22 protein-coding genes are annotated in these 23,674 nt (G+C 70.9%); 8 read left to right on the top strand and 14 right to left on the bottom strand.

All coding sequences use genetic code 11. The features are described from left to right. Positions 1–26 precede the first annotated feature (26 nt). On the bottom strand, positions 27–875 hold the full coding sequence (locus AB0G17_RS05120; RefSeq protein ID WP_361375670.1) for a M24 family metallopeptidase: 849 nt from the start codon (positions 873–875) through the stop codon (positions 27–29). A gap of 269 nt (positions 876–1,144) precedes the next feature. Between AB0G17_RS05120 and AB0G17_RS05115 the strand changes: the two genes are divergently transcribed. The 5 genes from AB0G17_RS05115 to AB0G17_RS05095 all read left to right on the top strand — a co-directional run bounded on the left by AB0G17_RS05115 (position 1,145) and on the right by AB0G17_RS05095 (position 5,500). Next, complete coding sequence (locus tag AB0G17_RS05115) at positions 1,145–2,194, top strand: ABC transporter ATP-binding protein (RefSeq protein WP_361376281.1); 1,050 nt, start codon at positions 1,145–1,147, stop codon at positions 2,192–2,194. A 16-nt stretch (positions 2,195–2,210) separates the two neighbouring features. Further along, a complete protein-coding gene (locus tag AB0G17_RS05110; protein WP_361375666.1) occupies positions 2,211–3,101 on the top strand; it encodes an ABC transporter permease subunit in 891 nt (296 codons plus the stop codon). Beyond that, positions 3,098–4,009 (top strand): ABC transporter ATP-binding protein, encoded by a 912-nt coding sequence (locus tag AB0G17_RS05105; protein WP_361375663.1) that lies wholly within the window; start codon positions 3,098–3,100, stop codon positions 4,007–4,009. Before AB0G17_RS05110 ends, AB0G17_RS05105 begins: the two co-directional genes overlap by 4 nt. Before the next feature lie 17 nt (positions 4,010–4,026). Further along, on the top strand, positions 4,027–4,746 hold the full coding sequence (locus tag AB0G17_RS05100; RefSeq protein ID WP_361375660.1) for an ABC transporter permease: 720 nt from the start codon (positions 4,027–4,029) through the stop codon (positions 4,744–4,746). Between the two features lie 79 nt (positions 4,747–4,825). Further along, positions 4,826–5,500: a rhomboid-like protein gene (locus tag AB0G17_RS05095; RefSeq protein ID WP_361375657.1), complete on the top strand. Its 675-nt coding sequence runs from the start codon at positions 4,826–4,828 to the stop codon at positions 5,498–5,500. Between the two features lie 149 nt (positions 5,501–5,649). Here AB0G17_RS05095 and AB0G17_RS05090 read toward each other — a convergent pair whose 3' ends face one another. The 9 genes from AB0G17_RS05090 to AB0G17_RS05050 all read right to left on the bottom strand — a co-directional run bounded on the left by AB0G17_RS05090 (position 5,650) and on the right by AB0G17_RS05050 (position 15,541). Next, on the bottom strand, positions 5,650–6,471 hold the full coding sequence (locus AB0G17_RS05090) for an HAD family hydrolase (protein ID WP_361375654.1): 822 nt from the start codon (positions 6,469–6,471) through the stop codon (positions 5,650–5,652). Next, complete coding sequence (serS, locus tag AB0G17_RS05085) at positions 6,468–7,757, bottom strand: serine--tRNA ligase (protein ID WP_361375651.1); 1,290 nt, start codon at positions 7,755–7,757, stop codon at positions 6,468–6,470. The genes AB0G17_RS05090 and serS overlap by 4 nt, the downstream gene beginning before the upstream one ends. A gap of 563 nt (positions 7,758–8,320) precedes the next feature. After that, positions 8,321–9,256: a prephenate dehydratase gene (pheA, locus tag AB0G17_RS05080; protein ID WP_361375648.1), complete on the bottom strand. Its 936-nt coding sequence runs from the start codon at positions 9,254–9,256 to the stop codon at positions 8,321–8,323. A gap of 154 nt (positions 9,257–9,410) precedes the next feature. Continuing rightward, positions 9,411–10,691 carry an iron uptake transporter deferrochelatase/peroxidase subunit gene (efeB, locus tag AB0G17_RS05075; protein ID WP_361376278.1) on the bottom strand — a complete coding sequence of 427 codons (1,281 nt, stop codon included), beginning with the start codon at positions 10,689–10,691 and terminating at the stop codon, positions 9,411–9,413. A gap of 23 nt (positions 10,692–10,714) precedes the next feature. After that, the gene (locus tag AB0G17_RS05070) at positions 10,715–12,667 is read right to left on the bottom strand and encodes a copper resistance protein CopC (RefSeq protein WP_361375645.1); all 1,953 of its coding nucleotides are present in this window, start codon (positions 12,665–12,667) and stop codon (positions 10,715–10,717) included. 22 nt (positions 12,668–12,689) lie between these two features. After that, positions 12,690–13,148 (bottom strand): copper chaperone PCu(A)C, encoded by a 459-nt coding sequence (locus AB0G17_RS05065; protein ID WP_361375642.1) that lies wholly within the window; start codon positions 13,146–13,148, stop codon positions 12,690–12,692. After that, complete coding sequence (locus AB0G17_RS05060) at positions 13,145–13,801, bottom strand: SCO family protein (RefSeq protein ID WP_361375639.1); 657 nt, start codon at positions 13,799–13,801, stop codon at positions 13,145–13,147. The genes AB0G17_RS05065 and AB0G17_RS05060 overlap by 4 nt, the downstream gene beginning before the upstream one ends. Before the next feature lie 38 nt (positions 13,802–13,839). Continuing rightward, a complete protein-coding gene (locus tag AB0G17_RS05055) occupies positions 13,840–14,574 on the bottom strand; it encodes a YcnI family protein (RefSeq protein ID WP_361375636.1) in 735 nt (244 codons plus the stop codon). 118 nt (positions 14,575–14,692) lie between these two features. Further along, complete coding sequence (locus tag AB0G17_RS05050; protein WP_361375633.1) at positions 14,693–15,541, bottom strand: hypothetical protein; 849 nt, start codon at positions 15,539–15,541, stop codon at positions 14,693–14,695. Positions 15,542–15,805: 264 nt separating this feature from the next. On the opposite strand from AB0G17_RS05050, the gene AB0G17_RS05045 reads away from it, so the two are divergent. Continuing rightward, positions 15,806–16,270 carry an ATP-binding protein gene (locus tag AB0G17_RS05045; RefSeq protein ID WP_101389220.1) on the top strand — a complete coding sequence of 155 codons (465 nt, stop codon included), beginning with the start codon at positions 15,806–15,808 and terminating at the stop codon, positions 16,268–16,270. Positions 16,271–16,381: 111 nt separating this feature from the next. Here the strand turns inward: AB0G17_RS05045 and AB0G17_RS05040 are convergent, their stop codons facing one another. Further along, complete coding sequence (locus tag AB0G17_RS05040; RefSeq protein ID WP_361375629.1) at positions 16,382–17,863, bottom strand: aminopeptidase P family protein; 1,482 nt, start codon at positions 17,861–17,863, stop codon at positions 16,382–16,384. Positions 17,864–17,964: 101 nt separating this feature from the next. Continuing rightward, on the bottom strand, positions 17,965–19,470 hold the full coding sequence (locus AB0G17_RS05035) for a PP2C family protein-serine/threonine phosphatase (protein ID WP_361376275.1): 1,506 nt from the start codon (positions 19,468–19,470) through the stop codon (positions 17,965–17,967). A gap of 415 nt (positions 19,471–19,885) precedes the next feature. Between AB0G17_RS05035 and AB0G17_RS05030 the strand changes: the two genes are divergently transcribed. Together AB0G17_RS05030 and AB0G17_RS05025 are read left to right on the top strand one after the other, a co-directional pair. Then, the gene (locus tag AB0G17_RS05030) at positions 19,886–20,569 is read left to right on the top strand and encodes a bifunctional DNA primase/polymerase (RefSeq protein ID WP_361375626.1); all 684 of its coding nucleotides are present in this window, start codon (positions 19,886–19,888) and stop codon (positions 20,567–20,569) included. A 233-nt stretch (positions 20,570–20,802) separates the two neighbouring features. Next, positions 20,803–21,483 carry a hypothetical protein gene (locus AB0G17_RS05025; protein ID WP_361375623.1) on the top strand — a complete coding sequence of 227 codons (681 nt, stop codon included), beginning with the start codon at positions 20,803–20,805 and terminating at the stop codon, positions 21,481–21,483. A 218-nt stretch (positions 21,484–21,701) separates the two neighbouring features. Here AB0G17_RS05025 and AB0G17_RS05020 read toward each other — a convergent pair whose 3' ends face one another. Both AB0G17_RS05020 and AB0G17_RS05015 read right to left on the bottom strand, forming a co-directional pair. After that, positions 21,702–22,667: a DUF5926 family protein gene (locus AB0G17_RS05020; protein ID WP_361375620.1), complete on the bottom strand. Its 966-nt coding sequence runs from the start codon at positions 22,665–22,667 to the stop codon at positions 21,702–21,704. Positions 22,668–22,943: 276 nt separating this feature from the next. Beyond that, positions 22,944–23,579 (bottom strand): ATP-binding protein, encoded by a 636-nt coding sequence (locus AB0G17_RS05015; protein ID WP_361375617.1) that lies wholly within the window; start codon positions 23,577–23,579, stop codon positions 22,944–22,946. Between the last annotated feature and the right edge of the window lie 95 nt (positions 23,580–23,674).

Below are 23,674 nucleotides of genomic sequence, written 5' to 3'. Positions count from 1 at the left end.
GCCGTTGCCCGCCCGGTCTCCCACGCTCACGCCGCCTTCTCCTCGGCCCAGCGCCGCACATGCGGCAGATCGTCGTCCAGCCAGAACGCGCTCTGCTCGGGGTCCTTGGAGTCGGTGACGACCAGGATCTCCTCGAACTTCGCGCCCGTACCCCGGAAGCCGAGGTGCGGCTCGACCGCCCACAGCCCCGGCCGGGGCGGGTGGTCGGAGAACTTGTAGGGGCTCCACAGCGGCGACCAGCCGTCGCGGTGGCCGTGCAGCGCGTCGCTCGCCAGGCCCTTGAGGGACTGGGTGCCGAACCCGAAGACGTTCGGCGACCAGCGGCGCTCCTTGACCTGGTCGACCTTGTGGGCGACCACGCCGAACGGGTACGCACGGTGCCTGTTGGCGTAGCCCTGGCGGACCATGAGGCGGTCCACGTCCTCGTAGATCTCGCGCAGCGGCCGCAGCGCGCGGACCTCGCGCAGGATCAGCTCGCGGTGCGCCTCCAGATCCGCGAGGAGCCGGTCGTGCACGGGGTTGAGGCCGAGACAGCCCGAGTAGCCGATGTCCGCCGTGAAGCCCTTGTAGACCGGGGCCGTGTCGAGGATGAACGGCATCCCCGCCTCCAGCCTCCGGTTGGTGGGGAAGAACTGGAGCGGGATGCGGAAGTTCACGAACGCCGTGCGGTCCCCGAACCAGGCGAACGGCAGGTGGAACCAGTCCCGCACGCCCCGCTCGCGCAGCCACTCCCGCTGCATGCGGGCCGCCTCGCGCTCCGTCACGCCCGGCTTGAGCTGGGCCGCGACGGCCTCAGCGCACTCGTAGGCGAGCCGCTGCACCTCCCTGAACCCGCTGAGCCGTGCGTCGAGTTCGGTCTTGACCGCCGTTGGCATCGCGCCCACACCCCTGTCGTCGTACGCGTGCGTAACTTGACACTGATGAATGTGACAATGCCCGGCGGCTACGTCAAGGGTTCCGCGCCCGCCTGTGGACGGCGACCGCGTTGTGGACAACCCGATGCCCCTTCGGTGGGCGTTTCTCAGGGTCCCGTCAGTCTTCCGTAGGGGTCCTCTGCGGGTCCGTACCTCTGGAGTCGGACACGGATCCAGCCGCCTGGTCTGACGATCGATGTGGCCTGCGCCACTACCGTCGAAGTGTGAATGTGATCGCGACCGAAAGCCTGAGCAAGCGGTTCCCCCGGGTGACCGCGCTTGACCGGCTCTCCTTGGACATCGGGCCCGGTGTGACCGGCCTGGTGGGTGCCAACGGAGCCGGCAAGTCGACGTTGATCAAGATCCTCCTCGGCCTCTCCCCGGCCACGGAGGGCACCGCCGCGGTGCTCGGCCTCGACGTCGCCACCAGCGGCGGCGCGATCCGCGAACGCGTCGGCTACATGCCGGAGCACGACTGCCTGCCGCCCGACGTCTCGGCCACCGAGTTCGTCGTGCACATGGCGCGCATGTCGGGCCTCCCGGTGACCGCCGCCCGCGAGCGCACCGCCGACACCCTGCGCCACGTAGGCCTCTACGAGGAGCGGTACCGGCCGATCGGCGGCTACTCGACGGGTATGAAGCAGCGCGTCAAGCTCGCACAGGCGCTCGTCCACGACCCCCAGCTGGTCCTGCTCGACGAGCCGACCAACGGGCTCGACCCGGTCGGCCGGGACGAGATGCTCGGCCTGATCCGCCGCATCCACACCGACTTCGGCATCTCCGTCCTGGTCACCTCGCACCTGTTGGGCGAGCTGGAGCGCACCTGTGACCACGTAGTGGTCATCGACGGCGGCAAGCTGTTGCGGTCCAGCTCCACCAGCGACTTCACCCAGACCACCACCACGCTCGCGGTCGAGGTCACCGACTCCGACGCGCACCCGGACGGCACCGAAGCCGTGCGCGGCGCGCTCGCCGCGGCCGGCATCACGCTCCACGCGGGCGTGGAGGAAGGGCTGCCGGGCGCCGGGCACATCCTGCTCGTGGAGGCGGCGGGCGAGGAGACGTATGACGTGGTGCGCGACACCGTCGCCGGGCTCGGCCTCGGGCTCGTACGGATGGAGCAGCGCCGCCACCACATCGCGGAGGTCTTCAAGACCCCGGCGCAGGGCCAGGAGCCGGTCTCCGAGCGCGTCGAGGCCGCGGTGTCCGAGCAGCGGCCTCCGGCCGCGGGAGCAACCGCCGCCGCACAGCAGAACGGAGGCGGCAGCCATGGCAGCTGAGGCCACAGGGACTCGCATGACACAGAACCAGATCGCCCAGACCCAGATCCACAACATCGGCTACCGGGACTACGACGGCCCGCGCCTGGGCCGGGCGTACGCACGGCGCTCGCTCTTCTCACAGTCGCTGCGCGGGGCGTACGGACTGGGCCGCAGCGCCAAGTCCAAGGTGCTGCCGATGCTGCTCTTCGCGGTGATGTGCCTGCCCGCGGCCATCATGGTCGCGGTCGCCGTCGCCACCAAGGCCAACGACCTGCCGGTGGACTACACGCGCAACGCGGTCCTGATGCAGGCCGTCATCGGTCTCTTCATCGCGGCCCAGGCCCCCCAGACCGTCTCGCGCGACCTGCGCTTCCGTACCGTGCCGCTGTACTTCTCGCGGCCCATCGAGCGCGTGGACTACGTCCTCGCCAAGTACGCGGCGATGGCCTCGGCGCTCTTCATCCTCACCGCGGCGCCGCTCGTCGTCCTGTACGCCGGCGCGCTGCTCGCCAAACTCGACTTCGCGGACCAGACCAAGGGGTTCGCACAGGGACTGGTCTCCGTGGCACTGCTCTCCCTCCTGTTCGCCGGCATCGGCCTGGTGGTCTCGGCCCTCACCCCGCGCCGCGGCTTCGGAGTCGCGGCCGTCATCGCGGTGCTGACGATCTCCTACGGGGCGGTCTCCGCGGTCCAGGGCGTCGCCTTCGACCAGCAGTCCGCCGGGGTCATCCAGTGGCTCGGGCTCTTCTCCCCCATCACGCTGATCGACGGGGTGCAGACCGCCTTCCTCGGCGCGACCTCGGCCTTCCCGGGCCAGGCCGGACCGGGCGCCGGAGCCGGCGCGGTGTATCTGCTCGTCGTCCTCGCGCTCATCGCCGGCTCGTACGCCGTCCTGATGCGCCGCTACCGGAAGGTCGGGCTGTGACGACCATCGACATCGACCACACCTCCCGCTGGTTCGGCAACGTGGTGGCCGTCAACGACGTCACCATGTCGATCGGCCCCGGAGTGACCGGACTGCTCGGCCCGAACGGCGCCGGAAAGTCCACGCTCATCAACATGATGGGTGGTTTCCTCGCCCCCTCGACGGGAAGCGTGACGCTCGACGGGCGCCCCATCTGGCGCAACGAGGACGTGTACCGGCAGATCGGCATCGTCCCCGAGCGCGAGGCGATGTACGACTTCCTGACCGGCCGCGAGTTCGTCGTCGCCAACGCCGAGCTGCACGGCCTCGGGGCCAAGGAGGCACAGCGGGCGCTCGCCACGGTCGAGATGGAGTACGCGCAGGACCGCAAGATCCAGACGTACAGCAAGGGCATGCGCCAGCGCGTGAAGATGGCGTCCGCGCTGGTCCACGACCCTTCGGTGCTGCTGCTCGACGAGCCGTTCAACGGCATGGACCCGCGCCAGCGCATGCAGCTGATGGACCTCCTGCGGCGGATGGGCGCCGAGGGCCGCACCGTCCTGTTCTCCTCGCACATCCTCGAAGAGGTCGAGCAGCTCGCCGCGCACATCGAGGTGGTCGTGGCCGGGCGGCACGCGGCGAGCGGCGACTTCCGCAAGATCCGCCGGCTGATGACCGACCGCCCGCACCGCTATCTGATCCGCTCCAGCGACGACCGCGCGCTCGCCGCCGCGCTGATCGCCGACCCCTCGACGGCCGGGATCGAGGTCGACCTCAAGGAGGGCGCACTGCGCATCCAGGCGATCGACTTCGGGCGGTTCACGACACTGCTCCCGCAGGTCGCGAAGGCGCACGGGATCCGTCTGCTGACGGTCTCGCCATCCGACGAGTCGCTCGAATCCGTCTTCTCCTACCTCGTAGCGGCCTGAAAGGAGCTGTGAGCGTCATGTACAACCCCACAGTCGCCCGGCTCACCTACCGGGCCCTGCTCGGCCGCCGCCGGGCCGCCATCCTCTGCGTACTGCCGGTGCTGCTGATCGTCATCTCGGCGGCGGTACGTTCCTTCAGCGGCGCCGACGACCAGGTCGCGGCCAATCTGCTCGGCGGGTTCGCGCTCGCCACGATGGTCCCGCTGATCGGCGTCATCGCGGGCACCGGAGCCATCGGGCCCGAGATCGACGACGGCTCGATCGTCTATCTGCTGGCCAAGCCGGTGAAACGCCCGACGATCATCTTCACCAAACTGATCGTGGCGGTCGCGGTGACCATGGCCTTCTCGGCCGTCCCCACCTTCATCGCCGGAATGATCCTCAACGGCAACGGGCAGCAGATCGCGATCGCCTACACGGTCGCGGCCCTGGTCGCCTCGATCGCGTACGCGGCGGTCTTCCTGCTCCTCGGCACGGTCACCCGGCACGCGGTGGTCTTCGGCCTGGTCTACGCGCTGGTCTGGGAGAGCCTGTTCGGCAACCTGGTGCCGGGCGCGCGCACGCTGAGCGTCCAGCAGTGGTCGCTCGCCCTCGCCGAGCGGATCGGCACGAACGGCTTCATCACCTCGGACGTCGGCCTGCCGGCCGCGGTCGTCCTGCTGACGGCGGTCACGGTCCTGGCGACCTGGTACGCGGGCCAGAAGCTGCGGACGCTGAAGCTGGCCGGGGAGGAGTGACCTCGGACGGCCGGGAGGGCGTCACCCACCCGGGACCCGGGCGGCGGCCTCGTGCCCCCGCTCGGGTCATCATCGAGGGATGACGACGCTTCACGGTCCGGGCACGCGCCGGACTCCCGAGCCGGCCCGGCCGGTGCGGGCCTGGGTGCGTTCCTCGCCCGGGACGCACATCTGGCTGCTGGTCATCGCGCTCACCAGCATCGTCATCGAGCTGTCCAGCCAGGGCCTTGGGCACTATCTGCTGCACCGCAACAGCAGCAACATCCACGAGCTCACCAGGCACCCCGCCCAGTCGCTGTTCACCAGCGCCTTCTGGATCGAGAACCCGTCCTCGTTCCTGCGGTACTTCGTGCTCTTCGAGCTCGTCCACGCGCCCGTGGAGCGCTGGATCGGCACCGTACGGTGGCTGATCGCGGTCGCCGGCGCGCATGTCGCGGCGACTCTGATCAGCCAGGAGGTGGTCCTGTGGAGCATCCAGAACCACGAGGTGCCCAGGCGGATGGCGCACGTCGTGGACATCGGGGTCAGCTACGGGCTCGCCGCTTCGGCGGGGCTGCTGGTGTACCGGCTGCCGCAGCCGTGGCGGTGGCTCTACCTCGCGTGCGTGGTCGCCTTCTTCGGGCTGCCGCTGCTGACCGGGGGCACGTTCACGGACATCGGGCACGCCGTCTCGCTGGGCATCGGGCTTGCATGTTGGCCGCTGACCAGGGGTAAATCAGTGGCTTCGAACGGGCGTGCGGTGCACAGTGGTTGAGGGCCCCAGGGTTGACCGCTTCGAGCGCGCTACGGCGCGGGTCACCCCGGGGTACGGGATCGGTAAGGGGCGTCCACCCATGGTGGACGCCCCTTACATCGCAGCTCGCACGATCGCAGCTCGCACGATCACAGCTCACGCGATCGCGCTCACGCGCCCAGCAACTGCTCCAGCACCACCGCGATCCCGTCGTCCTCGTTGGACGCCGTGATCTCGTGGGCGACGGCCTTCAGCTCGTCGTGGGCGTTGGCCATGGCCACACCGTGCTCGGCCCAGCCGAACATCGGGATGTCGTTGGGCATGTCGCCGAACGCGATCGTGTCCGTCTTCCGGCAGCCGAGCCGGCGCGCGGCCAGCGACAGCCCCGTCGCCTTGCTCAGCCCCAGCGGAAGCAGCTCCACCACGCCCTCGCCCGCCATCACCACGTCGACCAGGCTGCCGACGACCTGACGGGCGATCCGCGCCAGTTCGTCGTCACCGAGCTCCGGGTGCTGGATGTAGACCTTGTTCAGCGGCGCCGACCACAACTCGGCGACCTGGTCGAAGGCGACGACCGGCAGCGAGCCCTCGTGGACCCGGTAGCCGGGGCCGACCAGCACGTCGCCGTCCAGCCCGTCCCGGCTCGCGGCCAGCGCCAGCGGGCCCACCTCGGCCTCTATCTTCGACAGCGCGAGCCCCGCCAGCTGGCGGTCCAGCGTCACCGAGGTGAGCAGCCGGTGCTCGCCCGCGTGGTAGACCTGCGCGCCCTGCCCGCACACCGCGAGACCCTGGTACCCCAGGTCGTCGAGGATGTGCCGGGTCCAGGGCACCGAGCGGCCGGTCACCACGATGTGGGCCGCGCCCGCCGCGGTCGCCGCGGCGAGCGCTTCACGGGTGCGCTCCGAGACGGTCTCGTCGGAGCGCAGCAGCGTCCCGTCCAGATCGGTCGCGATCAGCTTGTACGGGAACGGCTTCCCCGGGGTGGTGCTCACTTGGCGATGGGCTCCAGCACCTCGCGACCGCCCAGGTACGGGCGGAGCACGGCGGGGACCCGCACCGAGCCGTCGGCCTGCTGGTGGTTCTCCAGGATCGCCACGATGGTGCGCGGCACCGCGCAGAGCGTGCCGTTCAGCGTCGCCAGCGGCTGGACCTTGCTCTTGCCCTCGCTGTTGTCGCGCATCCGCACGGACAGCCGGCGCGCCTGGAAGCCGTCGCAGTTGGAGGCCGAGGTCAGCTCGCGGTACTTGCCCTGGGTGGGGATCCACGCCTCGCAGTCGTACTTGCGCGAGGCCGAGGCGCCCAGGTCACCGGTGGCGACATCGATCACCTGGAAGGGCAGTTCGAGGCCGGTCAGCCACTGCTTCTCCCAGTCCAGGAGCCGCTTGTGCTCGTTCTCGGCGTCGTCCGGGTGGACGTACGAGAACATCTCGACCTTGTCGAACTGGTGGACCCGGAAGATGCCCCGGGTGTCCTTGCCGTACGTACCGGCCTCGCGGCGGAAGCACGGCGAGAAGCCCGCGTAGCGCAGCGGCAGCTTCTCCGCGTCGATGATCTCGTCCATGTGGTACGCGGCGAGCGGGACCTCGGAGGTGCCGACCAGGTAGTAGTCGTCCTTCTCCAGGTGGTACACGTTCTCCGCGGCCTGGCCGAGGAAGCCGGTGCCCTCCATGGCGCGCGGGCGGACCAGCGCCGGGGTGAGCATCGGGATGAAGCCGGCCTCGGTGGCCTGCGCGATCGCCGCGTTGACGAGGGCGAGCTCCAGGAGCGCGCCGACACCCGTCAGGTAGTAGAAGCGCGAGCCGGAGACCTTGGCGCCGCGCTCGACGTCGATGGCGCCCAGCGCCTCGCCGAGCTCCAGGTGGTCCTTGGGCTCGAAGCCCTCGGCCGCGAAGTCGCGGATGGCGCCGTGCGTCTCCAGGACGACGAAGTCCTCCTCGCCGCCGACCGGCACGTCCTCGTGGACGATGTTGCCGAGCTGGAGCAGGAGGTGCTTGGCCGCCTCGTCCGCCTCGTTCTGCTCGGCCTCGGCGCTCTTGACGTCGGCCTTGAGCTGCTCGGCCTTCTGCAGGAGCTCGGCGCGCTCCTCGGGCGAGGCCTTGGGGATGAGCTTGCCGAGCGCCTTCTGCTCGGAGCGCAGCTCGTCGAAGCGGACGCCGGACGACCTGCGCCGCTCGTCGGCTGAGAGCAGGGCGTCGACGAGCGCGACGTCCTCTCCACGGGCGCGCTGGGAGGCGCGAACACGGTCGGGGTCCTCACGGAGCAGGCGAAGGTCAATCACCCCTCCAGGCTACCGGTGCGGATCCCTGGCACCCCACCGGATATCTCCGCCACGCCCGTTCCGCGTGTCGGTTTGCCCGAATTGACCGTATTGAGAAATGTGGTGGAGAAATTCCGGGGCGGGCGTCAATAAAGCCCGCCCTTTTCCCTGAAAAGGGGTGCTTTCCGGACTTCGGTTGACCGGAATCCCTTGCGCCCCAAGGGGCTTGTCCACAGAAGCGCCCAGGTCGGAAAAGTTATCCACAGGGTGTGGGGAGTCGCTGTGGACCGAGTGGAAGATCCCCTCCAAAGCCGCGTGCGCGGCCAAGGATTCCCCGTTCGATCCTCTTCCACGCACTCATTCGGGTGGGAATTGCTCGCTCTAAAGAGTTGATCAATGGAATTGAGGTGACATCGCCCGCCCTGATCTTCTGTGGACGGATGAGTCGTCACTAGAGGGATTTGTCGACTGTGTCCGGTTGCGTTGTCGACTTACCCACAGGTCGAGAAGAGAGTCTGTGGATAACTTTGTGGACAGCGAAAATCAGCAGGTAGGACTGCGGATACGGCTGGTGGAAAACGCGCTCAGGCCCGGCCGTCCTGGCTGCGCGCCAGCCACTCCGCCGCCGCCACGAACTCCGCGTCCGAGGTGCCCGGCCGCGCCGTCCGCACCTCGTCGGCCGTCACACCCGCGCGCGGGTACGAGCCGAGGAAGCGCACCTTCGGGCAGATCCGCTTCAGCCCCATCAGGGCCTCGCCGACGCGCCGGTCGGAGATGTGGCCCTCGGCGTCCACCGCGAAGCAGTAGTTGCCGATGCCCGCCCCCGTCGGCCGGGACTGGATGAGCATCAGGTTGACCCCGCGTACGGCGAACTCCTGGAGCAGTTCGAGCAGCGCGCCGGGGCGGTCGTCGCCCAGCCAGATCACCACGGACGTCTTGTCCGCCCCGGTCGGCGCGGCCGGCCGGGCCGGGCGGCCCACCAGGACGAACCGCGTCTCCGCGTTCTCCGCGTCGTGGATCTCGGTGACCAGGGGAACCAGGCCGTACGTCGCCGCCGCGAACTCGCCCGCGAACGCCGCGTCGAACCGGCCCTCCTGGACCAGCCGGGCGCCGTCCGCGTTGGACGCGGCCGACTCCCACAGCGCCTCGGGCAGATGCGCGCGCAGCCAGTTGCGCACCTGCGGCTGGGCCACCGGGTGCCCGGTCACCGTCTTGATGTCCGACAGCTTCGTCCCCGGCCGCACGAGCAGCGCGAAGGCGATCGGCAGCAGCACCTCGCGGTAGATCATCAGCGGCTCGCCGGAGGCCAGCTCGTCCAGGGTCGCGGTGACCCCGCCCTCCACCGAGTTCTCGATGGGCACGAGCGCGGCCGCGGCCTCCCCGTTGCGTACCGCGTCGAGCGCGGCGGGCACGGACACCATCGGCACCAGCTCACGGGTCGCCGCCTCCGGCAGCGTGCGCAGGGCGGCCTCGGTGAAGGTGCCTTCGGGACCCAGATAGGTGTATCGCGTGGCGGACATACTCGTCACCCTAATGGCCTGCCGTCACGGGCGAGGGCTGTCTCGACCGGCCGGGGCCGTCGGCCGGGCCCCACCCCGTCATGCCTCACCGGGCTCCACCCCGTCATGCCTCACCGGGCCCCACCCGCCATGCCTCACCGAGCCCCGCCACGACTCAGGACTCCAGCAGCAGCTGACCCACGTACTCGCCCGCGCGCGGGCCGCCGGGCACCGCGAACAGGCCGCTCGACTCGTGCCGGATGAACGCCGACAGCGCGTCGCCCCGGTCGAGCTTGCGCTGTACGGGCACGAAGCCCCGCAGCGGATCCGCCTGCCAGGCGACGAAGAGCAGGCCCGCGTCCGGCACCCCGTCCGCGGAGATCCCGTCGTGGTACGAGAAGGCGCGCCGCAGCATCGCCGCGCCGCCGTTCTTCTCGGGTGCGGAGATCCGGGCGTGCGCGTTGTCCGGGATGACGAGCTTGCCGTCCGGGCCGAACTTGTCGAGCTGCATCGCGGTGGTCTCCGTACCCCCCGAAAGAGGGGCGCCGTTCGACTTCTTGCGGCCGATCACCTGCTCCTGCTGGGCGAGCGGCACCTTCTCCCAGTCGTCGAGCAGCATCCTGATCCGGCGCACCACCGCGTACGAGCCGTTCGCCATCCACGCCGGCTTGCCGCTGTCCGGGACGAAGATCCGCTTCTCGAAGTCGGGGTCGGCGGGCTTCGGGTTGTTGGTGCCGTCGATCTGGCCCATCAGATTGCGGGCCGTCATCGGCTTCCTGGTGGCGCCGGGCGTCCGGTTGAAGCCGTTCATCTGCCAGCGCACCCGGGCCGCCGCGCCCGCGTCCTTCTGGAGCGCGCGCAGCGCGTGGAAGGCCACCAGGGCGTCGTCCGCGCCGATCTGCACCCACAGATCGCCGTTGGAGCGCTTGGGGTCCAGCCGGTCCGAGGAGAAGTCCGGCAGCGGTTCCAGCTCGGCCGGGCGCTGTGCCACCAGGCCCGTACGGTCGAAGAAGGTGCGGCCGAAGCCGAAGGTGACGGTGAGCGAGGAGGGGCCCGCGTCCAGCGCGACCCCGGTGTCCGCGCCCGTCGGCTCGCCCGCCATCAGCGCCTTCGCCGTCGCCGACCAGCGCCGCAGCAGCGCCGCGGCCTCCTTGCGCCCGGCGCCGGGTGCGAGGTCGAAGGCGATCAGATGGCCGCAGGCCTGAACCGGAGTGGAGATCCCCGCTTGGTGTTTCACGTGAAACGGGACCTCGGCGGAGCCGACCGAGGACAGCTCGGTGGCCCCCGAGTCGTCCGACTGGACGGCGGCGTGGATGAGCGCGCCGCCCGTCGCGCCGAGCGCGACACCGGCCGCGCCCGCCGCTCCCACCGTGCCGAGCAGACGCCGACGGGTCATGTCGACGGGCGCGCCGCTGGCGTCGGTGCCCTGGTTGATCTCGTTGACCTGGTCGGTCATGTGGTCCGTCATGAGGTTCGTACTCAGCCGATCTTGATGTTCTTGTCGACGGTGACCTGGTCGATGTCCGAGGTCCGCACGGTCACGGACACCTGCCATTCGCCCGGCATCGGGAGCTGGACACCGCTCGCGCTCCAGTGTCCCCGGGTGATGCGCTCGGGCGCGACGGGCAGCGGGCCGATGGCCTTGGCGGTCAGCGTGAACGCGACCTTCACCTCGGGGGCGTCCATCGGCTTGGCCTCGGCGTCGTCCGTCCACACGTGCAGCTCGTTCGCGCCGGTGCGGCCCGGGTCCAGGGTGAGGCGGACCGTGCCCTTGCCGTTCTTGCCGCCGGTGTCGAAGGGGATGCGGATGCTGATCGGCCGGTCCGGCACGGCAACCTGGGTGGTCGACTGGGCGGCGGCCGCAGCCTCCTGCGTACGCCCCGGCTCGGTCGACGACAGGATCGTCGCCACGGCGAGCACCGCCACCGCGACCCCCGCCTCGGTGAGCACCGAGCGCCGCAGCCCCGACCGCTGCGGGTCGGCGTCGCGGATGCGCTTCTCGCGCGCGACCGTCATGGCCGCCTGCTGGCGGGCCAGTTGCTGGGCGCGCTTGTGGTCGGCCGGGCTGTTGGCCTCGTCGGAGGCGGTGCTCGTGGTGTCGTCCGGCACGGTCACCCGCTCCGGCTCCTCGGCGGGCTCCGGCTCGGCCGCCCGCTGCTCCACGACGGAGGCGGCCTCGGCCTCGGGCGCCGCGTGCTCGGAGAGCTGCCCGGTCCAGCGGCGCGAGATGTACGCGGCCGACAGCAGCACGGCGACCAGACCGCCCTTGACGAGCAGCAGCTGCCCATAGCCGGTCCCGGTCAGCGCGGACCAGGAGCCGACCTGCCGCCATGCCTGGTAGAGGCCGGTCGACACCAGGACGGTCACGCTCCAGAAGGCGATCCGGGAGAACCGCCGCACCGCCGCCCGCTCCACCGCCGGCGTCAGGTGCAGCGCCACCAGCAGGGTCGCCAGCCCGCCCAGCCAGGTCGCCACGGACAGCAGGTGCACCACCGCGACGGGCATGGCGAGCGCCGTCTGGATGCCGGTCGAGGCGTGCTCGGCGAGCGCCCAGGTGGCGGCGATCCCGGTGGCCACGACGAAGCCGCCGATGGCGAGCCCGTAGGTGAGGTCCTTCTTCTCCTCGTTCTCGCGCTTGGCGAACGCGCCGAACAGTACGGAGATGAACAGCGCGGCGGCGCTGAGCAGCAGCAGCCGGGAGCTCAGCGCGGCACCCGACTTGGTCTGCAGGACCGCCTTCAGCCCGTCGAGGTCGAAGGCGTCCGAGAGCTGCCCGGAACCGGTGTAGGGGGTCCGCAGGAGCAGCAGCGCGATGGTGGCCGCGGTCATCGTCAGCCAGCCGCCCACGACGAGCCGCTGCACCGGGCGCACCGAGGCGCCCCGCTGCCAGCAGGCCAGGACGAAGGCGCCGCCGCCGGTGAAGAGGATGAAGCCGGCGTACGCGGCGTAGCGCATGGTGTCGTACAGCGCGCCGACCAGACCGCCGCCGACGTCCGGGGAGGACAGCGAGACGGTGGTCTTGGAGGGAGCGCCGATGGAGAACGTGAAGGCGCCCGCGACCGGGTGGCTGTCGGCCGAGACGGCCTGCCAGGCCACGGTGTAGGTGCCCTTGGGCAGCCCGTCGCGCAGGCTCACTCCGTACTTCACGACGGAGCCGCTGCACAGGTTGAGCAGTTCGCCGGTGTCGGCGCGCTTGCCGTCCGGGTCGAGGACCCGGATGGACTTGTTGTCCATGGCGACCTGCTCGGAGAACGTGAGGTCGACGTCCTTGGGGGCGACGGCGACCACCGACCCGTCCTTCGGGTTGGTCGCGGTGACCGCGGCGTGCGCCGAGGCGGGGGCGGCGGTCGCGAACACCGCGCCGAGCACGGCGGCCGCGACGAGCAGCAGCCGGGCCAGGGCGGTTCCGAAGCGTGGGGCGGTGGCCGTCATCGTCTGTTCAGTCCCTCATCCCTCAGTGGTGCTTCGGGTTGTAGGTGGATTCCTTGACCGGCAGGTCGACCCGGACCGTGCCGACCTTCTCGAAGTGCAGGTCGAGGGAGACCTTGTCGCCCGGCTTCGGCTTCTTCTTCAGGCCCATGAACATGATGTGGTTGCCACCGCGTTCGAGGTCGAGCTCGCCGCCCGCCGGGATGTCGAAGGTCTTCACCTCCCGCATCTTCTGGTCCTTGGTCGCGTGCATCGTGACGTCGTCGGATATGTCACTGGTGACCTTGGTCAGCTTGTCCGCGGTCTTGCCGTCGTTCTTCACGACCAGGAAGCCGCCGGCCATGTCCGCGCTCACCGGCTCCGGCATGAACGCCTGGCCGATCTTCAGGTCGGGCTTGCCGTCGGAGCTGTCGGACGAGCAGCCCGCCAGCGCCAGCCCGGCGGTCAGGGCTATGGCGGAGGCGAGGGTGGTGCGGCGGTTCACGGGTTCTCTCCAAGAACGATCTTCGGCAGGTCCTTCGTGTAGTCCTCTGCGGTGGCGGTGTCGCCGTACAGGACGTACCCCTGGTCGGTCTTCGGCGAGAAGGCGATGACCTGGGCGCCGTGCATCGACACGACCTTCCCGTCCTTGTCCTTCGTCGCCGGGTCGATACCGATGCCGATCGAGCGGGCCCCGGCCTGGATGGTCGGGAAGTCACCGGTCAGACCGATGAACGACGGGTCCTGCGCCTTGAGCCACTTGCCGAGTGACTCGGGGGTGTCCCGCTCGGGGTCGGTGGTCACGAAGACGACCTGGACCTTGTCCTGGTCGGCCTTGGGCAGGCGCTTCTTGGCGATGGCGATGTTGCTCATCGTCAGCGGGCACACGTCGGGGCAGTGGGTGTAGCCGAAGTAGATGAGGGTCGGCTTGCCCTTGGTCCGCTCACGGAAGTCGAACTTCTTGCCCTGGGTGTCGGTCAGGACGAAGTCCGGCTTGGTGAACGGCCGGTCGAGGACGGTACCGGCCTTGTTGCTGGTGTCGGCGGAGACATCGGTGACAGGGCTCTTGGCCTTGTCGTCGCTGCCACCGCACGCGGTCAGGGTGAGCGCCGCCGCCACCGCGAAAGCGATGGCAGCAGGCACGTACTTGGTGCGCATGGGGAAAGTTTCCGGTCGTGGTGAGGAGCCTGGCGGGATTACGCGGCCCGGCGGCGCCCGGCGAGGACGCCGAAGGCCACACCGGCGACGCCGACGACGATGCCCACGACGCCCAGGACGCGCGCCGTGTTGTCGGTGTCCTTGGAGTCCGAGGCGGCCTCGGTCTTCTTGTCGTCGTGCCCCGCCATGTCGTCCTTCTTGTCGTCGGACGCGGGCGCGGCACCGCCGTGGTGGTTGGCGGAGGCGGCGGACAGCGTGAGCACCGGCGCCGGGTTCGCGGGCTCCTCGGCGCCCTGCTTCTGCTCCTCGATCCAGCGGACGGTCTCACCGTTGCTGTACGTCTGGACGGCCTTGAAGACGAGCTTGTCGGTGTCGGTGGGCAGCGCGCCGATCGAGAGCGGGAACTTCTGGAAGTAGCCGGCCTTGATCTCGCCGCCGCTCCAGGTCACCTTGGTGACGGCCTCGTTGATCTGCTTGCCGTGCATCGTCAGCGGCTTGTCGAGCTTGGACTTGGTGACCTCGATGGTCCAGCCGGCCAGCGCCTGGGGCTGCACGGACGCCAGCGGGTGGTCGGCCGGGAAGTTGACCTCCAGCTTCACGGTCTGGGCGTCGTCGCGCTCGTTGGGCACCTTGAAGTTGACGACGGCGTAGCCGCCCTTCGCGGCCGCGCCCTCGGGCTGCACGCTGACGTGCGCGAGGGCCGGGCCGGCCAGCATCAGGACGGACGAGGCGGCGACGGCACCGGCGATGGCGATACGACGGGAAACGTTCATGGTGAAGACACTCCGGTCAGCAGGAAGGTGGGCGGGGACGGTCCGGCGCAGCCGCGCGCGGACTCCACGGACCACTCCTGGGACGGGTGTCGTCGGGTGCGTTACGGAGTGGGCCGCGTCAGGCTGCGAGGGTGTATACGGCGGGCGGCCCGCGCCTGATCACCGAATGCTGAAGTGCTTCCCCGGCCGGCGGCACCGGGGTGTCGAGCCCGGCGAGCGGAGCGCGCGGGCCGTGCCCGGGCGCCCCCGGCAGACCGGCGAGCAGAGCTCGTACGAGCGAGAGAGCGGCGCGCAGCGAACGTGCGCACGCCCCTTCGACGGCAGCGGTGGCGGCCTGGGCGGAGAGCCGCACCAGACGGAAGAGCGCGGCCTCGCCCCGCCGCAGCAGCCAGCCCGTCAGCAGCGCGGCCAGCAGATGGCCAAGGAGCATGGGGAGCGACGGGAGCAGTCCGGCCACGGCGGTGTGCGTCGAGGCGGAACCGGTCATCCCGGGCATTCCCGGCATGCTCGTCATCGGGTCGTGTGCGGCGGAGGCGGCGCCGGAGGGCGGGCGCAGGCCCGCGTCGGTGATGATCCGTCGCGCGTCCGAGGCCGTCAGCTGGGCGGACGCGGCCGGGCCGCAGACCAGCTTGGCAGCGAGCCGCAGCAGCGAGGCGTTGCCAGGTGCCCCCTCGCCGGAGGCGGCGGCGGTGTGCTGGCCGATGCCGAACAGGGCGTGCAGCCCGAGCTGCCCGACGGCCAGCGCGCCCGCGATGGACGGCAGCGCGCGCTCCCGTCCGGCGAGCGGCGCGGCGACTGCGAACACCCCGAGGAAGCCGGCGAGCAGCGTCCACCACGGGACCGTCGCACAGGAGGCCAGGACGTGCCCGAGCGCGGACAGCACGACGCAGACCGCGGCGAAGACCGCGGCCCTCAGCAGCCGGAGACCGGCGCCTGCGTGGGTGTGTCGGGCGTGTCGGGCAGACATGGCGGGGCCATCATCGCACCAGCCTTACCCGCCCCACACGGCAGGTCCACAAGGTGCCGTATTCCTGTGATGATCACATCCGTCCCCAGCTGTCCGGAACCGATTGTCCGGAACCGGACGGGTGATCGGTCACCCCGTCCATACACCGGCGCAGGGAGCGCACACATCCGCCGAATGAGCGCTATCACGTCAAGTCCGTGCTTACGAACCATGGGTTGCGGCAATACGTAGGGGTATGTCGAGCCGCAGCCAGGAGGCCGGAGCATGAGCATCTGGTGGTCACTCCATTTGCGGCGCGAGGCCGCGAGCGTTCCGCTCGCACGTCGTCTACTGCTCGGCACCATGGAGACCGCGGGCGTCGATCCGGACATCTCCTACGACCTGTCGGTCGCACTCGGCGAAGCCTGTGCGAACGCGGTCGAGCACGGTGGGGACGAAGGTTCCGGCACCTCGGCGGCGTATCGGGTGACCGCGTATCTGGATGGCGAGAAATGCCGTATCGAGGTCGCCGACTCGGGGCCGGGCTTTCCCGTACGACGAGGCCGTCGCACCGCAGCAAGGATGAACAGCACACTGGGTTCCGCCATGGCGGAGCAGGGCAGAGGGCTCTGTCTGATCGAACAGCTCGCCGACCACGTCCACTTCGGCAACCGGCCGGGAAGAGGCGCCGTGGTGAGCTTCGACAAGATACTGAAATGGCGGGAAGGCGCCCTCCTCAACGTCTCGTGAAACGTGTCGCGGGACGCCGGGAGGCTGCGGACACGGCGGAGGCGCGGGCCGGGGTACGAGAAGAGCCCGGCCGCCCCGAGGGGCAACCGGGCTCCGGCACTCGCGGCGGCGTCAGCCCTGCTTGACCCGCGCCATCCACGCCTCGACCTCGTCGGACCGGCGCGGCAGCGAGGCCGACAGGTTCTCGTTGCCGTCCTCGGTCACGAGGATGTCGTCCTCGATCCGGACGCCGATGCCCCGGTACTCCTCGGGCACGGTCAGGTCGTCGGCCTGGAAGTACAGACCCGGCTCCACGGTCAGGCACATGCCCGGCTCCAGGTCGCCCGCGACGTACGTCTCGGTGCGCGCGGCCGCGCAGTCGTGGACGTCCATGCCGAGCATGTGGCCGGTGCCGTGCAGGGTCCAGCGGCGCTGGAGGCCGAGCTCCAGGACCTTCTCCACGTCCAGGTCGCCGCACAGGCCCCACTCGACGAGCTTCTCGGCGAGGACGCGCTGGGCGGCGTCGTGGAAGGCGCGGTACGGGGCGCCCGGCTTCACCGCGGCGATACCGGCCTCCTGGGCCTCGTACACCGCGTCGTAGATCTTCCGCTGGAGCGGCGAGAACGTGCCGTTGATCGGCAGCGTGCGCGTGACGTCCGCGGTGTACAGCTCGTTGGTCTCGACGCCGGCGTCGAGCAGGAGCAGCTCGCCCGAGCGAACGGCGCCGTCGTTGCGCACCCAGTGCAGGGTGGTGGCGTGCGGGCCGGCCGCGCAGATCGAGCCGTAGCCGATGTCGTTGCCCTCGACGCGGGCGCGCAGGAAGAACGTTCCTTCGATGTAGCGCTCGCTGGTCGCCTCCGCCTTGTCGAGCACCTTGACGACGTCCTCGAAGCCGCGCGCGGTGGCGTCGCAGGCCTTGCGCAGCTCGGAGACCTCGAAGGCGTCCTTCACCAGGCGCGCCTCGGACAGGTACTCGCGCAGCTCCTCGTCGCGCTCGGCGGTGACCTTGTCGGTCAGCGCCGCCTCGATGCCGGCGTCGTGGCCGCGCACGGCGCGGACCGGGCCGGTGGCCTCCTTGAGCGCGGCGGCCAGCTCGCGGACGTCCTTGGCGGGGATGCCGAGGAGCTGCTCGGCCTCGCCCAGCGAGTGACGCCGGCCGACCCACAGCTCGCCCTGGCCGTCCAGCCAGAACTCGCCGTTCTCCCGGTCGGAGCGCGGCAGCAGGTAGACCGTCGCCTCGTGGGAGTGGGTCCCGTCCGGGAGCGTCCTGGGCTCCAGGACGAGCACGCCGTCCTGGGTCTGGTCGCCGGTGAGGTACGCGTACTCGGTGGAGGCGCGGAAGCTGTACTCGGTGTCGTTCGAGCGGGTCTTCAGGTTGCCCGCGGGGATCACCAGGCGCTCGCCGGGGAAGCGCCGGGAGAGCGCGGCGCGGCGGTCGGCGGTGTGCGCGGCCTGGGCGATCGGCTCCAGTCCGTGCAGCTCGGTGTCGGCCCAGCCGGACTTCATGTTCTCGGCCAGCTCGTCGGACACGCCCGGGTACAGGCCGTTCTTGCGCTGCTTGATCGGCTGCTCTTCCGACTCTTCCGGGGTCTCCGGGGTGAGCTGCTCGGCCACGGTCTGCCTCCACTTAGTACGACATTGGACCTCCGTCCATCGTACGGGCGCGTGGGAAAGGGTCCAGGGCCCTAAGACCTGTTACACCGCGTAGGCCTCCGCTACGCGAAGCGGGCCGCGAGCAGCACCACGTCCTCGCCTTCGCCCGACGCGTCGAGCCCGTCCGGCAGCACGGTCCGCAGGACGTGGTCGGCGATCGCGCCCGGGTCGTCGCGGGCCGCCCGGGGGACGCTCGCGGCCGCCGCGTGGAGGCGGGCGAAGGCCCGGTCCATCGGGTCGCCGGTGCGGTGGAGCAGCCCGTCGGTGTACAGCAGCACCGTTTCTCCAGCCGCGGGCTGGATCTCCACGCTGGGCGCCTCCCAGCACGCGAGCATCCCCAGCGGCGCGGAGAGCGTGGTCTCCACGTACTCGGTGCGGCGCTCGCCGACGATCAGCGGCGGCGCGTGCCCGGCCCCGGCCAGCACGATCTTGCCGCGCGCGGGCTCGCAGTACGCGAAGAGCGTGGTCGCCGAGCGGGCCGGCTCGGTCAGCCGCAGCAGCAGTTCGAGGTCGGAGAGGACGGCGACCGGGTCCTCGCCCTCCATCACCGCGTACGCCCGCAGGCTGGCCCGCAGCCGGCCCATCGCGGCGACGGCGCTCGGCCCGGAGCCGGTGACGGACCCGACCGCGAGGCCGAGCGCGCCCTCGGGCAGCGGCAGCGCGTCGTACCAGTCGCCGCCGCCGTGCGGCCCGGTGCGGTGGCGGGCGGCGAGCTGCACCCGGGCCACCCGGGGCAGCCTGCTGGGCAGCAGCTCGTCGGTGATGGTGGCCAGCCGGGTGCGTGCGCGGTCCAGCTCGACCAGACGGGCCACGTGCTCGGCGGCCTGGCGCAGATAGAGGCCGACGAGGTGGCGGCGGCGCTCGGTCGGCTCGGCGGGCTCGTCGTAGAGCCAGACCGCCGCGCCGAGACGGCCCTCGTCGGCGGTGAGGGGCAGTGCGTAGCTGGCGGCGTAGCCGAGCCGGGCGGCGACCTCGCTGTGGCGCGGGTCGGGGCCCGGACCGAGGCCGGAGCCCACCTCGCCGACCAGGTCCGAGCCGCCGTCGGCGTCGGGGAGTCCGTCGAGGATCCTGCCGTACGGGGTGGCGCTGCGCGGGACCGTCTCGATGTGGCCGAGGTCGGCGTGGGCGAGGCCGAGGCCGGTGGTGACGGCCGGGCCCAGACCGTCGGCGGGCTCCAGGACGACCAGGCCGCGCCGGGCGCCGACCAGCGCGGCACCGGCCCGCAGCAGCTCGTCGAGGGCGTCGTCGAGTACGGAGGTGCGGGAGAGGCGCTCGGTGAGTTCGTGCAGCGTGGTGAGGTCGGAGACCCAACCGGCGAGCCGGTCCTGGATCACCGCTCCGGGGGCTGCGGGAGAGTCGGGTCTGGATGCGGGCAGAGGCGCAGAAGTGTGCGCGGGAGGCGGCACGGCTGGATCGATTCCAGCCACTTTCGGCAAGTGTGGGGCGCTCATGGCAGTCGGCTTTCCGGCCGGTCGATTCCGCTCAATAGCATCGCAAACCCCCATGTCAATCTGCGCCGCCATCAATGCATCCAGATGTACACGCACAAGTAAGGGGATGTCCAGCATTGTCATAGCGGGATTGTTGGTGTCCAGCGAGTGTTCAACTTGGCGGAAAAATGCCCCCTATGGCCCATCGCTGGGGTCGACTGAGGGCGTTCAAGAGCGCGTCATATCGAGCGGGTTGGGTACGTACTCGGTGATGGCCAGGGGCAGTTGACGGTGTCCCGGAACCCGGCGGCAGGCCAGGGCGTCTTAACAGCCGACGGCCGCGCCCCATCCCCGAGTGGCGGGGTTTTTTTGCACAAGGGACGGCAAGCGCCACGCGCACGCCACCCCTCGCCATGCGTTTAATGGTCACAGCCCACGCTCGGTCCTGACGGGTTACCCGTACCGCAGGCTCGCAGAGCATGTACGCGCAGTGAAGTGATGCACACATGGTGTGATGTGGACCTCGGCGTTCAACGGAAAGGAACGAGCGCTCATGCGCGAGATCCTCGGAAGGCGACGCAGGCTCCGGTTCCGGCGCAGTGAAACGGCTGCTCAGCTCGGCGCCGCGCTGACCTGCGCGACCGAGTGGAAATGGCCCGTACTCCCAGGTGTGGGACTCAAGGCGGCCGGCGGTCGCGGTGACCGGGGCCGCGGCTGTGCCTGTCCCGACCCCGAGTGCGCCGTCCCGGGGGCGCACCCCTTCGACCCGGGGCTGCTCGCGGCCTCGACCGACGAACGCCTGGTGCGCTGGTGGTGGACCAACCGCCCGGCCGCCCCCGTGCTCCTCGCGACGGGCGGCACGGCGCCGTGCGCGGTGAGCCTCCCGGCCGTCGCCGGGGCGCGGGCGCTCGTGGTCCTCGACGAGATGGGCATCCGGCTCGGCCCGGTGGTGGCCACACCCACTCGGTGGTCGCTGCTGGTGGCTCCGTACTCGATGGAACGTCTGGGTGACCTCCTCTACTCCAAGGACTGGGTGCCGAGTTCGCTCCGCTTCCACGGAGAGGGCGGATATCTGGTGCTGCCCCCGTCCGAGACGGGCAAGGGGCAGGTGCGCTGGGAGCGGGCCCCGCTGCCGGGGTCGGCCAGGCCCTGGCTGCCGGACGTGGAGGCGGTGGTGGACGCGCTGGTCGCGGCGTCGACCAGCGCACCGGACGGCGGATCCCGGCTCGCTTACTGACGGGCCGGGGCGGGGTGGCCCGGTCCGTGTGCTGACGGTCCGGGGGTGACCCGGGCCGTGTACTGACTCAGCGAACAGGAGGGGCGCCGGGTTCCCGCCGGAGCCCGGTGTCACTCGTTCGGGTGTGAGAGCACCCCACTTGTACGGGAAACGGGCGCGCGGATCACCGGGCGCCCGGTTTCCGTCGCTATCTTCGGCCCACCGCAGGAATTCCATGGGATGGGTGGGCCGCCGTGAACCTCCGCATGATCGGTATCGGGGCCGTGGTGGTGTTCACGGTGCTGCTGCCGCTGGCGGCTTCGGCCGGACCGGCCGAAGAGCCGGAGCCGACGGGGGCCGGGTCGGCGGGCGGCGATCCCGCCGGGGCCGACCCAGCCGGGGCCCATCCAGTCGGGGCGGAGCCGGTCGGGGCCGATTCCGCAGGGGGCGAGCGCGCCCTGGCTGGGGCGGCCGACTCCGCGGGGCCGGATTCCGGTGGCGCCGGGGCCGTACCGGACGACGCGAAGCGCGCCCCCCACGCGCGCGTGGGCGGTGCCTCCGCCGAGCCGGCCGCCCACTGCGGGCCCGAGCTCGTCTCGCCCGACGGCGTCGAGGCCCAGACCTGTGTGCTGACCGGGGGCCATGACGCCTGGGCGCGCACCTATTACCGCAATGCGACGGGCGGACGGTTGCGCTCGGTGCTCACCCTGATGGGGCCGGGCGGCCACACCGTACAGACGAACTGTGCCGTCGGTGCGGGGGATCAGCCGGGAGTGTGCGAGACCCCGAGAGAGCCCGCGAGGGGAAAACCTGGCGCGTACTCGGCGGTCGCGGAGTTCGCCGGAACGGGCGAGGACGCGCCTTTGCTGCTGCGCTCCGGGTCCAATGCGCCCGACGGGGCGGCGGTCAACTCGGCGGTGGACACCGCTCGTTGAGCGGGAAGCGGCCACGTGGGCGCGTACGGCGCACCGGCCGAGGAAATGGAAGGGCCCGATCGCTGGCGACGGGGGATGCACCAGCGACCGGGCTCTTAGAACGGTAACAAGAGATCTGTCATTCGCAAATTCGATCTCGGTTATTCGGACACCGATTTATCTGCGACTACCGGGAGTTGTGACGCGGGTCACCTGTCCCGTGACAGAAATGGTCACGCTCAGCTCAAGGTCACCTGGCGGTTGGTGAGGCCACCGCGCGCCCGGCGCTCCTCCGGCGTGAGCGGCGACTCGTCCGCCAGCGCCGCGGTCAGCCGCTCCGCGAACGCGGCGGCCGGCTTCTCGCACTCCTCGGCCGTCATCGCGCTCGGCAGGTCCCAGACCGGCACGGTCAGACCGTGCGCCCGGAAGGAGCCGACGAGCCGGGTGCCCTCGCCGAGCGAGGAGGTGCCGGCCGCGTGCAGCCGGGCGAGCGCGTCCAGAAGCCGCTCCTCGGGGTGCGGCATGACCCACCGGAGGTGGTTCTTGTCGGGCGTCTCGCACCAGTAGGAGGAGTCGACCGACTTGAGCCGTACGGTCGGGATCGCGGCCGCGTTGGCGCGCTCCAGGGAGGCCGACACCTCGGGGGTGGCGTTCTCCGAGTCCGGCACCCAGAACTCGAACCCGCTGTGCACGGCGGGCTCGAACGCGGCGGCCGGGTTCAGCAGGTCCTGGAGGCGGGGGCCCTGCGGGTCGACGCGCTGGGCGGCGACCGGCGTACCCGGCTCCGCCGTCAACGCGCGCGTGAGCGTGTCCGCCAGGTCGCGGCTGAGGTCGCCGGACGGCGTGTCGTTCTGCAGCCCGAGCAGTACCGAGCCGTCGTCGCGGCGCAGCGCGGGCCACGCCATCGGCAGCACGGTCGCGAGCGTCACGGACGGCACGCCCTCGGGCAGGCCGTCCTTGAGGGTGAGTTCGACGGTCGCGGCGGGGACCAGCTCGCGCAGCGCGACCCAGTCGCACTCGCCCGCCAGGCCCTCGAACGGGCGCTGGACCAGCTCGGTCACGGCGTGCGAGGCGGCCCGGCCGTGGCAGGCCTTGTAGCGGCGGCCGGAGCCGCACGGGCAGGGCTCGCGGGCCCCGACGACCGGCACCTCCCCGTCCTTGAGCTGCGGCGCGGCGGCCTTCGTCTGGGGGCGCTTCTTGGCCATGGTGTGGCTCTCTCCCGACTGCGGTGGTGCGGTGTCGCTGTGTCGGGCGCGAGCCTAGTCGTACCGGTCGGCACACGGCGTACGCCTCGGGGCAAGTCGTACGGGGCGGGTCGGGTACGGGGGTGGGGGCGGGGCCGAGGGGTGGTTCTGGTGGCTCGGGTGGCTCGGGTGTGTCGACCCGGGGGTGTTCTGGGGCTTGGGCCTGGGCTTGGGCCAAGGCTTCGGCGGCCTCTTGGGCCTGGGCCCCGGTCCATGTCGGCGAGGACGGGCCCGGGCTCAGTCCAGGTCCTCGAAGGCGTCCGCGAATTCGAGGCCCGGCATCGCCACGCGCGCGACGAAGTCGTCCGGGGTGGGCCCGCGGCCGTTCTCGCGGCCCTGTGCGCGGTCGTACGCGGCGGTGATGATCACCCAGACGGTCACCTCACCGGAGGCGCTGTCCCGTACGCCCCAGTCATGGGCGAGCGCGCTGATGATGTTCAGACCGCGGCCACCGCGCGCGGTGACCGAAGGCGTGGCCGGAACCGGCCGGGTCGGGCCGCCGCCGTCGGTCACCTCGACCGTCAGCCGGCCCGCCTTGTCGATTCGCCAGGCGGCCCGGACGTCTCCGTCACCCACGTCCGCGCGCCCCAGCGGTCTGCCGTGTCGGCAGGCATTGCTGAGCAGTTCGGAAAGGACCAGTACGGCATCGTCCACGACCGGCTCGGACACCCCGTTGCCGAGCAGTTGCTCACGCATCCGGTGTCTTGCCTTGCCCACGCCCGCAGGGCCGTGGGGCACGGCCATGCTCGACGACGTGGGCACCTCCTGTGCCACCACCAACGCCACCCCCGAGACCTCCTTCACCCCACGCCACGGTGTGGATGCCCCAATGGACTGGACCGGAAACCGGCCAACCGGGCTCCGGTGACGCACTCGTAACGATCGAATACGGACCGAACGCGCCGGTGCACTCCCTGTCACCAGTATTACTGGTGACATGAGTGGGTAGGCCGACAACCGAAGGGGCG

It is taken from the genome of Streptomyces sp. NPDC023838 (assembly GCF_040639555.1).
GTDB lineage: Bacteria > Actinomycetota > Actinomycetes > Streptomycetales > Streptomycetaceae > Streptomyces.
The sequence above is the reverse complement of the archived record's forward strand: the minus strand, read 5'-3'. Positions and strand labels throughout refer to the sequence as shown.

Coding starts and splice junctions, on each gene's coding strand:
- AB0G17_RS05050 (WP_361375633.1), bottom strand. CDS start 15,541: ATGTCTGCCCGACACGCCCGACACACCCACGCAGGCGCCGGTCTCCGG.
- efeB (WP_361376278.1), bottom strand. CDS start 10,691: ATGACCGACCAGGTCAACGAGATCAACCAGGGCACCGACGCCAGCGGC.
- AB0G17_RS05055 (WP_361375636.1), bottom strand. CDS start 14,574: ATGAACGTTTCCCGTCGTATCGCCATCGCCGGTGCCGTCGCCGCCTCG.
- AB0G17_RS05045 (WP_101389220.1), top strand. CDS start 15,806: ATGAGCATCTGGTGGTCACTCCATTTGCGGCGCGAGGCCGCGAGCGTT.
- AB0G17_RS05060 (WP_361375639.1), bottom strand. CDS start 13,801: ATGCGCACCAAGTACGTGCCTGCTGCCATCGCTTTCGCGGTGGCGGCG.
- AB0G17_RS05110 (WP_361375666.1), top strand. CDS start 2,211: ATGACACAGAACCAGATCGCCCAGACCCAGATCCACAACATCGGCTAC.
- AB0G17_RS05020 (WP_361375620.1), bottom strand. CDS start 22,667: ATGGCCAAGAAGCGCCCCCAGACGAAGGCCGCCGCGCCGCAGCTCAAG.
- AB0G17_RS05120 (WP_361375670.1), bottom strand. CDS start 875: ATGCCAACGGCGGTCAAGACCGAACTCGACGCACGGCTCAGCGGGTTC.
- AB0G17_RS05030 (WP_361375626.1), top strand. CDS start 19,886: ATGCGCGAGATCCTCGGAAGGCGACGCAGGCTCCGGTTCCGGCGCAGT.
- AB0G17_RS05095 (WP_361375657.1), top strand. CDS start 4,826: ATGACGACGCTTCACGGTCCGGGCACGCGCCGGACTCCCGAGCCGGCC.
- pheA (WP_361375648.1), bottom strand. CDS start 9,256: ATGTCCGCCACGCGATACACCTATCTGGGTCCCGAAGGCACCTTCACC.
- AB0G17_RS05070 (WP_361375645.1), bottom strand. CDS start 12,667: ATGACGGCCACCGCCCCACGCTTCGGAACCGCCCTGGCCCGGCTGCTG.
- AB0G17_RS05035 (WP_361376275.1), bottom strand. CDS start 19,470: ATGCTGGACATCCCCTTACTTGTGCGTGTACATCTGGATGCATTGATG.
- AB0G17_RS05100 (WP_361375660.1), top strand. CDS start 4,027: ATGTACAACCCCACAGTCGCCCGGCTCACCTACCGGGCCCTGCTCGGC.